The 12,754-nt window shown below is 44.9% G+C and carries 10 protein-coding genes; all 10 read right to left on the minus strand.

Annotation, left to right across the window (positions count from 1 at the left end):
- Positions 1 to 119 precede the first annotated feature (119 nt).
- On the minus strand, positions 120 to 650 hold the full coding sequence (locus KH400_RS18755; protein ID WP_217227328.1) for an acyltransferase: 531 nt from the start codon (positions 648 to 650) through the stop codon (positions 120 to 122).
- Positions 647 to 1,294 carry a pyrophosphatase PpaX gene (gene ppaX, locus KH400_RS18760; RefSeq protein ID WP_217227330.1) on the minus strand — a complete coding sequence of 216 codons (648 nt, stop codon included), beginning with the start codon at positions 1,292 to 1,294 and terminating at the stop codon, positions 647 to 649. The genes KH400_RS18755 and ppaX overlap by 4 nt, the downstream gene beginning before the upstream one ends.
- Positions 1,284 to 2,237, minus strand: a complete 954-nt coding sequence (locus KH400_RS18765) for a nucleoside recognition domain-containing protein (protein ID WP_217227332.1) — start codon at positions 2,235 to 2,237, stop codon at positions 1,284 to 1,286. Before KH400_RS18765 ends, ppaX begins: the two co-directional genes overlap by 11 nt.
- 29 nt (positions 2,238 to 2,266) lie before the next feature.
- On the minus strand, positions 2,267 to 3,124 hold the full coding sequence (gene lgt, locus KH400_RS18770; RefSeq protein WP_217227334.1) for a prolipoprotein diacylglyceryl transferase: 858 nt from the start codon (positions 3,122 to 3,124) through the stop codon (positions 2,267 to 2,269).
- A gap of 38 nt (positions 3,125 to 3,162) precedes the next feature.
- On the minus strand, positions 3,163 to 4,098 hold the full coding sequence (gene hprK, locus KH400_RS18775) for an HPr(Ser) kinase/phosphatase (RefSeq protein WP_217227336.1): 936 nt from the start codon (positions 4,096 to 4,098) through the stop codon (positions 3,163 to 3,165).
- A gap of 1,854 nt (positions 4,099 to 5,952) precedes the next feature.
- The gene (locus tag KH400_RS18780) at positions 5,953 to 6,309 is read right to left on the minus strand and encodes a phage holin family protein (protein WP_217227338.1); all 357 of its coding nucleotides are present in this window, start codon (positions 6,307 to 6,309) and stop codon (positions 5,953 to 5,955) included.
- A 2-nt stretch (positions 6,310 to 6,311) separates the two neighbouring features.
- Positions 6,312 to 6,509 carry a PspC domain-containing protein gene (locus KH400_RS18785; RefSeq protein WP_217227340.1) on the minus strand — a complete coding sequence of 66 codons (198 nt, stop codon included), beginning with the start codon at positions 6,507 to 6,509 and terminating at the stop codon, positions 6,312 to 6,314.
- A 28-nt stretch (positions 6,510 to 6,537) separates the two neighbouring features.
- Positions 6,538 to 7,689 carry a DUF4097 family beta strand repeat-containing protein gene (locus KH400_RS18790; RefSeq protein WP_246589849.1) on the minus strand — a complete coding sequence of 384 codons (1,152 nt, stop codon included), beginning with the start codon at positions 7,687 to 7,689 and terminating at the stop codon, positions 6,538 to 6,540.
- A 12-nt stretch (positions 7,690 to 7,701) separates the two neighbouring features.
- Positions 7,702 to 10,581, minus strand: coding sequence for an excinuclease ABC subunit UvrA (gene uvrA / locus KH400_RS18795; RefSeq protein WP_217227342.1), 2,880 nt, complete (start codon positions 10,579 to 10,581; stop codon positions 7,702 to 7,704).
- Between the two features lie 7 nt (positions 10,582 to 10,588).
- Positions 10,589 to 12,565 (minus strand): excinuclease ABC subunit UvrB, encoded by a 1,977-nt coding sequence (gene uvrB / locus KH400_RS18800; protein WP_217227344.1) that lies wholly within the window; start codon positions 12,563 to 12,565, stop codon positions 10,589 to 10,591.
- Positions 12,566 to 12,754: the final 189 nt, after the last annotated feature.

Raw genomic sequence — 12,754 nt, forward strand, 5'->3', positions numbered from 1 at the left:
GCTAAAGCCGCTTAGGTCATTTTTATTATTTCCACTGTCTACTTGACAGGGGGCAGTTCATTTTGTCCCAGCCTCGATTTAACTCGTTTTGTCCCGATCTCTTTATTTAGAAATCGATTTTATTCCGCTAACAAATCCTGCTGCGCTTCTTCACGTGCAGCCATTTCTTCTTTCGTATAAATCACTTTCATTGGATTTCCACCAACAAAGCTGCCGGCGGGAACATCTTTATGAACGAGCGTCCCGGCTGACACGATCGCTCCGTCACCAATTGTCACCCCAGGTAAAATCGTCGTATTCGCACCGATCATTACTTCATCACCAATTTTGACTTCACCCAACCGATACTCCTTAATTAAATACTCATGAGCTAAGATCGTCGTATTGTAGCCAATAATCGTATTTCGGCCGATTGAAATTTTTTCTGGGAACATCACATCCATCATGACCATAAGAGCAACCGCCGTTTGCTCGCCAACCTTCATTCGTAAAAACGTCCGATACAACCAGTTTTTCACTGGGATGAATGGTGTATAACGGGCAAGTTGGATCACAATAAAATTTTTAACCACTTTAAAAAACGGGACGGTTTTGTAAATCTGCCACAGCGAATTTGCCTCTGTCACAGGGTGCCGCTTTGTTTTTCTCACTGATCGCCCTCTCCAACAATCTCAAGGAGATCGCTCATATGCTCAAGCATATAATCCGGATCAAGTGACTTCAGGTAATCAGCACCTTTAATCGTCCATGCGACACCTGCTGTTTTCGTGTTCGCATTTTTACCGCCAAGCACGTCATATTGGCTATCGCCAACCATGATCGTCGTCTCCGCTGATGAGCCAAGCAGTTTCATTGCTTTATCAAGTGGCTCTGGATCTGGCTTTACGTTTTCGACATCATCAATCGTAATCACAACATCAAAAAATTTATCAAGACCAGTTAGCTTTAAGCCCATATGAGCAGTCTTGCTTTTTTTCGTCGTGACAACCGCTAGTTTATAGCCACGCTTTGAAAGTTCTTCAATCGTTTCATAGACACCTTCATACTCTTGAACAAGCTCATCATGATTAGCGAGGTTATGCTTACGATACATCGCAACCATCTCCTCGAAACGTTCAGGGTCGACTTCCTTAAAGCTATCGTATAAAGGCGGTCCAATAAAGTTAATGACTTTTTCACGCGTATATTCACCAGGGTAATAATGATCTAACGTGTGTAAAAAAGAAGAGATAATCAATTCGTTCGTATTAATGATCGTTCCATCTAAGTCAAAAAGCAATGTATCAATTTTCATAAGTCGCTTCCTTTCTGTCTACTTCTGTACGTGTTTCAACTCGGTTCCAGATATAAGCTATCAGCATCGTTAATAAAATTGCGGTAATTAGTCGAATCAGTAAAAGTGGCAACACCGGAATCCCTAACGGAATAAAAATAAGTGTATCTTCAATAACAGCATGGCAGGCAACGAGAAAGATGAACACTAAGTACAGATCTTTTTTCTTAACACCATCTTCTTTTGCCGCTTGAATCATCACACCCGCTCCGAATGCTAATCCAAACACCAGCCCAGAAGCAAGCGTTGTGGAGGTGTTTTCTCGAATCCCAAGTAACCGCGTAAACGGCGACATCCAGCGTGAGAAGGTCGCTAACCAGCCAAGGTCTTTTGCGATTTGGATGAACATCATGATCGGAATCACGATCAAGCCCATTTGCAAAATTCCCAATGCCGCACTTTCAATCCCTTGCCAAGCAATCGCCAACCAACCACTGACTTCTGCCTGACCACCAGTTGAGACGAGACCATATTGTGCTTGCTCTCCTCCACCTTGCCAGAACCAATTGATCAATAATGCGGAAATGATGGCAAGCCCAATTCGAACCGCAAGTACAACTGAGATTCGAACCCCGACTTTAGCAGCAACTGCTGACTCTACGAATAGATTGTGAGAAAACGACAGCATCACCGCTAAAATAAACACTTCTTTGACGGTTAAATCGAGTGTTAGAATCGCACCGATCGCCGCATATAAATTGAGGACGTTTCCGAGCACAAGCGGAATCGCCGCCTCTCCCGACAGTCCAATCACACCCATGAATGGTGTGAGCATTCGTGCCAGCCAATCAAGGACAGGCGTATAGCCCAAAATCGTCACAATCAACGTAATTGGAAAGATAATTTTCCCGAGCGTCCACGTCGTTTGCAAGCCGACGAGAAAACCGCGCTTGAGCGTATTCATATCGTCCCCCGCTTTCTAGCTAATTTCTCCTACTTCTTTTTCTTTTTATTTGTATTCTTTTTCTTTGTCTTTTTTGGTTCATCGTCTAAATAACGCTTATCTGCTTGCCCTGTCTGGCGGCGATAGAACCAAAGTATAATTGCACCAATAATCAAGACAAGTGACATCACCTGCGCCGTTCGTAAGAGATCAGCAATCATTAAACTATCCGTACGTAGCCCTTCGATAAAGAAACGCCCAACGGAGTACCAAATTAAATAGCTTAAGAAAATTTCCCCTTGTCGTAAGTTGACGCGTCGTAAATACAGCAACAAAATCACACCAAGGATATTCCATATCGATTCATATAAAAACGTCGGATGATAGTAGACGCCATCAATGTACATTTGATTAATGATAAACTCAGGCAACATCAATCCTTCTAAAAATTCACGCGTCACTGGCCCCCCATGAGCCTCTTGGTTCATGAAGTTCCCCCAACGCCCGATCGCTTGACCAAGCAACAAACTCGGTGCCGTAATATCAAGCAACTTCCAAATAGAAATATTTCGCCGTTTCGCAAAGATATAGGCCGTAATCACACCACCGATGACACCACCATGGATCGCAAGGCCACCTTCCCAAATCGCTAAAATCTTTTCAGGATGGGCAGCGTAATAATCCCAGCGAAAAATGACGTAATACAGTCGCGCCGATAAGATCGCAATCGGCAATGCCCAAATCAATAAATCGGCAAACGTATCCTTCGGTAACCCACGTTTGACAGACTCTCGCGTCGCTAACAAATACCCTAAAAAAGCCCCAAATGCGATAATAAGTCCATACCAATGAACGGTTAACGGTCCAAGTTCAAACGCAATTGGACTTAATGGTTGAATTCCCTCCATCTGTTATCCTCCCTTTTCTTTTCTTGCACAAACGCTTATCAGTACTCTTCACGATCTCCTTCTTCAATCACATCTGTCAGTCGATCAGAGAATTGCTGTGCGGCATTCATCCCAAGCCTCTTCAAGCGGAAGTTCATCGCTGCCACTTCAACGATAACCGCTAAGTTACGTCCAGGACGAACTGGAATCGTTAGCTTCGGTACGTCTGTATCAATAATTTTCACGGTATTCTCTTCTAGCCCGAGACGATCGTAGGCTTTATTCTGATCCCACAATTCAAGGCTTATGACGAGTGCTAGCCGTTTAAACGGACGAATCGCTCCCGCCCCAAACAGAGTCATCACATTGATAATGCCTAGTCCACGAATTTCGAGCAAATGCTGAATCAATTCTGGTGCACGCCCAATCAGCGTGTTCTCATGCTCTTGGCGAATCTCAACCGAATCATCAGCGACGAGACGATGACCACGGCGAACTAAGTCTAATGCCGTTTCACTTTTACCAACGCCACTAGCCCCTGTCAGCAGCACACCGATCCCGTAAATATCAACGAGTACGCCATGCATCGCTGTCGTTGGAGCGAGTTTACTTTCAAGAAATGTCGTCAAGCGACTACTCAATCGTGTTGTCGTTAATGATGAACGTAGGATCGGCACACCAAATTCATCCGAAGCATCGAGTAATTCCTTCGGTGCCTCCAGTCCACGTGAAATAATAATTCCGGGAGTATCATATGTACAAAGCTTTTTCATGCGCTCGACTTTATCATGATCCGTCAACTGTTGAAAAAATGACAACTCCGTACGCCCTAACAGCTGCAATCGTTTCGCTGGATAATATGTAAAAAATCCAGCCATCTCAATCCCGGGCCTAGATATATCAATCGTGGTGATCGGCCGATAAATGCCCTCCTCCCCACTTAGAAGTTCAAGTTCAAACTTTTCAAGTAAATCATTTGCATTGACTTTCGCCATCTGAAAACCTCCATTATCATCATATCATATCAGCGTCACGAACTTTCCCCGGACGTTTAAACCAATTTCAAAAAGCAGTATGTACATTCACTACCTCTTAACACTTTTTCCATTTTACCATGATTTATCACACTAACGCGACAACCGCTTCTTGATGACCTTTTTCGAAGGAGCAAGGGCAGGGTTCAAAGGCGAACTAGTGAATCGGCGTTCGTTGTGGATCAGCTATATAGCGGATTCTCAGTCCACTTCCTCTCATCAGCGGACTCTCGATCCCTTATTTCACCTAAAACGAACGTTGGAGCTCTTCATTCGGACACTCATTCCGCTATTCACCTCTTTCAACATCTTTTTCCGATGATTTTATGAGAATAGCGTACCCAAAGTCCGCTCCCCCTCATTTTATTATCTTTTTCAGCCAAATAGCGGATCCTCAGTCCACTTGGCAGCACAGCATCATCCTACTCAATCCCCCCCAGCTAGCGAGACCCCAAACGGTGCTAACCGTTTGCGACGACGGCAGTCGGCGTAGGGAAGGCAATGCAGTGAGCGACGCAAGCCCGCCCTCGGCTTGCAAAAGCGAACGAAATTGACTACCCGCCAAGGTCGAGCGACTCCACTAACCATACGCCTTGTACCATCAAACCTTCCCTGAGTAACCCAAAGCGCACTTAAAGGAACCCCCACAATCCACAAGCGGGCACTCACAAACGTCACCAACCTATCCAACATTCGTAAATACTCCCCCAAAGACTGAGCAGCACCCCCAGCTAGCGAGATCCAAACGGTGTAACCGTTCGCGACGACGACAGTCGGCGTAGGGAAGGCAATGCAGTGAGCGACGCAAGCCCGACCTTGGCTTGCAAAAGCGAACGAAATTGACTACCCGACCAAGGTCGAGCGACCACACTCACCAGACAAAGAGCATCAACATACCTTCCTCGAATCATCCATAGTGAACTTAAAGGAACTAACACACTCCCCAAGCGGGCATCCACTCCATTATTAACACACACACCATTCGTAAATCCCCACCAAAAGACTGAGCAGAACCCCCAGCAAGCGAGACCTCGAACGGTGGCAACTGTTCGCGACGACGACAGTCGGCGTAGGGAAGGCAATGCAGAGAGCGACGCAAGCCTGCTCTTGGCTTGCAAAGCGAACGAAATTGACTACCCGGCCAAGGTCGAGCGACTCCACTAACCATACGCCTTGTACCATCAAACCTTCCCTGAGTAACCCAAAGCGCACTTAAAGGAACCCCCACAATCCACAAGCGGGCACTCACAAACGTCACCAACCTATCCAACATTCGTAAATACTCCCCCAAAGACTGAGCAGCACCCCCAGCCAGCGAGATCCCAAACGGTGCTAACCGTTTGCGACGACGACAGTCGGCGTAGGGAAGGCAATGCAGTGAGCGACGCAAGCCTGCTCTCGGCTTGCAAAAGCGAACGAAATTGACTACCCGGCCAGGGTCGAGCGACTCCACTCATCATACGCCTTGCACTTTTCCCCGAACCTTCTAAAAGGAACTCGCAAGACCCACAAGCGGGCACTCACCACATCACCAACTTACCCAACATTCGTAAATCCCCACCAAAAGACTGAGTAGCACCCCCAGCTAGCGAGATCCCAAACGGTGTTAACCGTTTGCGACGACGGCAGTCGGCGTAGGGGAGACAATGCAGAGCACGTTGAAAGCCTGATCTTGGCTTTCATAAGAGCTCAAAATTGACTAACCGACCGGGATCGAGCGACTCCACTCATCCATAGGTAACAACTTTCTACTATCGATTAAGCCCATAATTCCCTGCAACAAGAAAAAAGCTTCTCTCACACCTGAAAGAAGCCTCACCTTTTCCGCATCGGATTAATAATAAACGACTGAATTAATAAATTTAAAATTGCAATAACCACAGAAGCAAGCAACGCCCACCAAAAACTATCAATCACAAACGCATCACCCATAATCCAAGCCGTCAACATCAATAACAACGCATTAATCACAAACAAAAACAAACCTAACGAAAAAAACGTCACCGGCAACGTTAAAATCACCAAAATCGGCTTAATAAACAAATTAATCACCGACAATAACAAACTAGCAACAAGCGCCGCTCCAAATCCAGACAAATGAAAGGCCGGAACATATCCAGCCACAACCATTAGCACAACCGTGTAAACCCCAACATGCAGCAACCAGCCCATTGTTACACGACATCCTCTTCATTCGGCACGATAAAAATCGCCGCAATGTAGCCAATCACAAACGGGAAAAAGCCCGTGACTAACGCTAAAACAATGATAATGATCCGCAAAATCGTAGGGTCCATATTAAAATAACGAGCAATGCCCCCACAAACGCCGGCTAATTTGCGATCATCTTGCGTGCGGTATAACCGTTTCATTACGTACAGCCTCCTTTTCTGAATTCATTTATTGCGTCCTCAGTGAAATCGATCCTGTTTTCGTATCAGCAGTAATTGTCATCTTCGTTTCAGCCTCTTTATTTGATACAAATGACATGATCTTTTGTGCAAATTCTTTCTTTTCTTCAATGACTTCTAGGTTTGGAAGCTCACAGGAGAAGCCACCAACATTGGTTTTTAACTTCCCTTCTGTTTTTAGGTTATCCGGTAACGTTAAACGAATACTTCCTGTTGTTGCCTTTACATCCAAGTAGCACGGTTTGTCGGTGTTTGTTAATTCATACGTAATCGTACCATTAACGGTTTCAACATCGGTATTGATCATTTTACCTTCAAGATCAACCGCACCATTCATCGTTTTTGCCTCACAGCGTTCTACACGACTGCCCGTCAGTGAAATCGGTCCATGAACGGTTTCCGCATACATCTTTGTTACTTCAGCTCGCTCGATTGAAATACTGCCATTGACTGTTTTTACATCAAAAGCTTCACTCGTGATCTTTTCCCCGTCAATTTGGCCATTAAACGTATAAAGCTTAATGTTTTGATACTGTTGCTCTGGAATGTACATGACAGCATTAACTTTAATCGATTTTACCTTCGTCGCAAAACGGAGCTTCTCTTCACCGGGTTCAAACGTTGTCTCACGCAAAAAGACTTGACGCGCCTCCTCGACATCCTTGACTCTGTACACCTTCGCTTTGCATTCGATCCGAACATCAGGGGAAGACCAAGGGACGACATTTAAGGAGCCATTTTCTAGGGAGACATCGATATGTGCTTGCGAAAAGTTTTGATGCTGAAAAATATGGTCAACCTCTATATGTGAACCAAAATTAAAGTCTAGATCAAACTCCTTAATTTTTTGGATTGCACTTTCTATAAAATCGGTAAATTTCGTTGTCCCTGACGGTTGTTTGTAGGTCTTTTTATAGTCATTTCCTTTTTCCCAGTCAACAACCTTTGATACTTGAGTATCTGTTGATTCAGTCGCTTTCTCTTCTTCCACCTCTGCCTTTGGCTCATCTTTGTTGTCATCCTTTTGCAGGGCTTCAAGCAATTTCAAGCCTTCGTCTGCTGTGATCTTTCCGTCCTCAATCATTTTTAAAATCATTTTCCGCTCTTCGATGGTGATCTCCCCCTTTGCTAGAGTAAACATTTAGCGGTCTTGCTACGAAGTTTCCGATACTGTTTCTTGCTGGCGGATTTTTTCCTCCATCCGTTCGCGATCACGCGTTAATATTGGCTTTAAATACTGTCCCGTATAGGAACCCTCTACATCTGCGACCGCTTCAGGTGTCCCTGTGGCAACAATCCTACCACCCTTATCGCCACCCTCAGGACCTAAATCGATAATATGGTCAACTGTTTTGATCACATCTAGGTTATGTTCAATCACAAGTACAGTATCACCGTTATCAACAAGGCGCTGCAGAACATCTAATAAACGAGCAATATCATCGACATGAAGCCCTGTTGTTGGCTCATCTAAAATATAGAGTGTCTTCCCAGTCGAGCGTTTATGAAGCTGAGCCGCTAGCTTCACGCGTTGCGCTTCACCACCTGACAGCGTTGTTGCCGGCTGCCCAAGCGTAATATAGCCTAATCCGACATCAAATAGCGTTTGAATTTTCCGCTTGATTTTCGGGATGTTCGCAAAAAATTCCAAGCCTTCTTCAACTGTCATCTCAAGCACGTCTGAAATTGTCTTGCCTTTATACGTGATCTCAAGTGTCTCGCGATTATAGCGTTTCCCTTCACACACTTCGCACGGCACATAAACATCCGGCAAAAAGTGCATTTCAATTTTTATAATTCCATCCCCACGGCACGCTTCACAACGGCCACCTTTAACATTAAAGCTAAAACGCCCTTTTTTATAGCCACGGACCTTCGCTTCATTCGTCATCGCAAACACATCACGGATGTCATCAAACACACCTGTATACGTCGCTGGATTAGAACGCGGTGTGCGCCCAATCGCTGACTGATCAATATCGATGACTTTATCAATCAGGTCAATCCCTTTGATCTCTTTATGTTGACCTGGTTTTTCTTTACTGCGATAAATCTTACTTGCAAGACTTCGATATAAAATATCGTTAATCAAGGTACTTTTCCCTGAACCAGACACACCGGTAACCGCACAAAAGACGCCAAGAGGGATATCAACATTCACCGAATGTAGGTTATTTTCTTTGGCTCCCTTTATTTGCAGTTTGCGATCGGTTAGCTCGCGGCGCTCAGAAGGAATCGGGATAAACTTTTTCCCTGATAAATATTGACCTGTTAGTGAGTTGTCATCAGCTTCAATTTCAGCTGGTGTTCCTTGCGCGGTAATCTGACCGCCATGAATCCCTGCACCTGGTCCAATATCGATTAAGTAATCAGCGGCTAGCATCGTATCTTCATCATGTTCCACAACAAGCAGCGTATTTCCTAAATCACGCATATGTTCAAGTGTCTTAATCAAGCGGTCGTTATCACGCTGATGCAACCCAATTGAAGGCTCATCTAAAATGTAGACAACCCCCATTAACGACGACCCAATTTGAGTCGCTAAACGAATCCGCTGTGCTTCACCTCCAGAGAGTGTTCCGGCTGAGCGGCTTAACGTTAAATAATCGAGACCGACATTCATGAGAAAACCGAGGCGGTCTTCAATTTCTTTTAAGATCAGCCGAGCAATTTCCACTTCTTTATCTGTCAGCATTAACGATTCAAAAAAGCGTTTCGCATCTTTTACCGAAAACTTTGTCGTATCACCAATATGTTTCCCATTAATGAGTACCGCCAAGCTTTCTTTTTTTAGCCGGTTACCTTTACACGTTGGGCATGGCTTTTCGGTCATATACGACTCCATTTGCTCACGAATGTAATCGGAACCTGTTTCGCGATACCGTCTAGCAATATTATTAACAACACCTTCAAAGATAATTTTATTTTCACGAACTTGACCAAATTCATTTTCATAACGAAAATAAATCAATTCCGTCGGGGCGCCATACAAAATATGGTCAAGCTGATGCTCAGGAATGTTTTCGACCGGAGTGTCCATATCGATATTAAAGTGTTCACAAACCGATGCTAATAGTTGCGGGTAATATTGCGATTTCGTCGGCTCCCAGGCTGCAATCGCATGCTCTCGCAACGTCTTCGTGCGGTCCGGAATGACGAGGTCGATGTCAACCTCAAGCTTTGTTCCCAGACCATCACACTTTTGACAAGCCCCAAATGGACTGTTAAACGAAAACATTCGTGGCTCAAGCTCACCGATTGAAAAACCACATTGCGGACAAGCGTGGTGTTGACTAAAGAGAAGTTCTTCATCACCAATCACATCAACGATGACACGGCCACCGGATAAATTCAGCGCCGTTTCTAATGAATCGGCAAGGCGCGTATGAACACCCTCTTTAATAACAACACGGTCAACAACCACTTCAATGTTATGCTTTTTATTTTTTTCTAACTCAATCTCTTCGGACACTTCACGCATCTCACCATCTACGCGTACGCGGACAAAGCCTTGCTTCTTAATATCTTCAAGCACTTTCACATGCTCACCTTTACGCCCAGAGATGACGGGCGCTAAAATTTGCATCTTCGTTCGCTCCGGATACTCAAGCAGACGATCAACCATTTGCTGAATCGTTTGTGACGAAATTTCGATGTTATGCTTCGGACATGTCGGTCGGCCGATACGTGCAAACAACAAACGGAGGTAATCATAGATTTCTGTTACTGTACCGACGGTTGAGCGCGGGTTTCGGCTCGTCGTTTTTTGATCGATCGAAATCGCTGGTGATAACCCTTCAATCGCATCAACATCTGGCTTATCCATTTGTCCTAAAAATTGTCGTGCATACGCTGACAGCGACTCAACATAGCGACGTTGCCCTTCCGCATAAATCGTATCAAATGCAAGTGACGATTTGCCCGAGCCTGACAAACCAGTAATTACCACGAGCTGATCACGAGGAATCGTCACATCGACATTTTTTAAATTGTGCGAACGAGCCCCTTGTACTACGATATTTTCTAAAGACATCTATCGGTCATCCTTCCGCTTTTAACTCTAATAATAAGTCACGCAACTCAGCTGCGCGTTCAAAGTTTAAGTCCTTCGCCGCTTCCTTCATTTCTTTTTCAAGATTCTCGATGACAACTTCGCGTTCCTTCTTGTCCATCTTCGTTACGGCTGGCACCTTATAATCGCCGTCTTCTTCAGCGACCTGTGTCGCTTGGATCAACTCAGGCACTTTCTTCTCGATCGTTTTCGGAGTAATTCCGTGCTCTTCGTTATAAGCCGTTTGGATCTCACGACGTCTTGTCGTTTCTTTGATCGCAATATCCATCGATTTTGTCACCTTGTCAGCATACATAATGACGTGGCCATTGGCATTTCGGGCAGCACGACCCATCGTCTGAATGAGCGAGCGCTCCGCACGTAAGAACCCTTCCTTATCCGCATCTAAAATCGCAACAAGTGAAACTTCCGGAATATCGAGCCCTTCTCGTAGCAAGTTAATCCCAACAAGTACATCAAACGTCCCAAGCCGTAGTTGGCGGACAATCTCAATCCGCTCAAGCGTCTTCACTTCTGAATGCAAATAACTGACTTTGACCCCAAGCTCTTTTAAATAATCGGTCAAGTCCTCAGACATCTTTTTCGTTAATGTGGTCACAAGCACGCGTTCATTACGCTCCACACGCTCATTAATTTCGCCAATTAAATCATCAATTTGTCCTTCAATTGGACGCACGTCAATCGTCGGATCAAGCAATCCGGTTGGACGAATAATTTGTTCGACCATTTTCGGCGTTTTCTCAAGCTCATATGGCCCAGGCGTTGCTGACACGTAGATCGCTTGATTAATGTGCTTTTCAAACTCCTCAAATTGAAGTGGACGGTTGTCTTTTGCGGATGGCAAGCGGAAGCCATGATCGACAAGCACTTGCTTACGAGCTTGGTCACCATTGTACATGCCGCGTACTTGCGGGAGCGTTACATGCGACTCATCAACAACAAGCAGAAAATCGTCTGGGAAGAAATCGAGGAGTGTATATGGTGTCGCCCCTGCCTCACGAAGCGTTAAATGGCGGGAATAGTTTTCGATCCCTGAGCAAAAACCCATCTCCTGCATCATTTCAATGTCATAGCGCGTGCGCTGCTCAAGTCGTTGTGCCTCAAGAAGCTTACCCGCATCATTTAGTTCTTTTAGTCGCTCTTCAAGCTCTGCCTCAATCGACTTGATCGCTTTTTTCATTTTTTCCTCACGCGTGACGAAGTGGGATGCTGGGAAGATCGCGACATGATTGCGCTCTCCTAATACTTCGCCCGTCAGTGCATCTACTTCAGTAATTCGATCAATTTCATCACCGAAAAATTCCACACGGATGCAGTGTTCATCGCGTGATGCTGGGAAAATTTCAACAACATCACCGCGCACGCGAAACGTCCCACGCGTAAAATTGATATCATTACGATCATATTGAATATCAACGAGCTCACGTAGCAAATCATTGCGCTCGCGCTCCATGCCGATACGCAAGGAGAGCACAAGATCACGATACTCTTCCGGCGAACCTAAACCGTAAATGCACGACACACTGGCAACAATAATCACGTCATTACGCTCAAATAATGCACTTGTTGCCGAGTGGCGCAACTTATCAATTTCATCATTGATACTTGCATCCTTTTCAATAAACGTATCCGATTGCGGTATGTACGCTTCTGGCTGATAATAGTCATAGTAACTGACAAAGTATTCAACCGCATTGTTTGGAAAAAATTCTTTAAACTCACTGTACAATTGTCCAGCGAGCGTCTTATTATGAGCGATCACTAATGTCGGTTTATTGACTTCCTTGATCACATTTGAGACGGTAAATGTCTTCCCTGTACCCGTTGCTCCTAGTAACGTTTGGTGTGTTTTCTTCGCTCCAATCCCTTCAACCAATTGTTCAATCGCTCGCGGCTGATCACCTTGTGGTTCATAAGCCGAAACAAGTTCAAACGTCTGACTCACGACCGAAACCCCTCCTTTATATCCAATCATTGGCGAATATGGATTTTCCGTATCATTCCTCTGTTGCCATTATACCACAAAGCCAACCTTTTCAATCACAAAAACGAACATACATTCCTGATTTTCCTCAAGAAACACAAAAAGATGAATCAACAGGGTGACTCATCCTAAGAACAAAGGGCACTGAAA

Origin of the sequence: Desertibacillus haloalkaliphilus (assembly GCF_019039105.1) — a bacterium.
Taxonomy (GTDB): domain Bacteria; phylum Bacillota; class Bacilli; order Bacillales; family KJ1-10-99; genus Desertibacillus; species Desertibacillus haloalkaliphilus.

Bases quoted from the DNA above. Each gene is read 5' to 3' on its own strand.
- KH400_RS18780 (WP_217227338.1), bottom strand. From the start codon at position 6,309: ATGGGCTGGTTGCTGCATGTTGGGGTTTACACGGTTGTGCTAATGGTT.
- KH400_RS18765 (WP_217227332.1), bottom strand. From the start codon at position 2,237: ATGAATACGCTCAAGCGCGGTTTTCTCGTCGGCTTGCAAACGACGTGG.
- ppaX (WP_217227330.1), bottom strand. From the start codon at position 1,294: ATGAAAATTGATACATTGCTTTTTGACTTAGATGGAACGATCATTAAT.
- uvrA (WP_217227342.1), bottom strand. From the start codon at position 10,581: ATGTCTTTAGAAAATATCGTAGTACAAGGGGCTCGTTCGCACAATTTA.
- KH400_RS18790 (WP_246589849.1), bottom strand. From the start codon at position 7,689: ATGTTTACTCTAGCAAAGGGGGAGATCACCATCGAAGAGCGGAAAATG.
- lgt (WP_217227334.1), bottom strand. From the start codon at position 3,124: ATGGAGGGAATTCAACCATTAAGTCCAATTGCGTTTGAACTTGGACCG.
- KH400_RS18785 (WP_217227340.1), bottom strand. From the start codon at position 6,509: ATGAAACGGTTATACCGCACGCAAGATGATCGCAAATTAGCCGGCGTT.
- hprK (WP_217227336.1), bottom strand. From the start codon at position 4,098: ATGGCGAAAGTCAATGCAAATGATTTACTTGAAAAGTTTGAACTTGAA.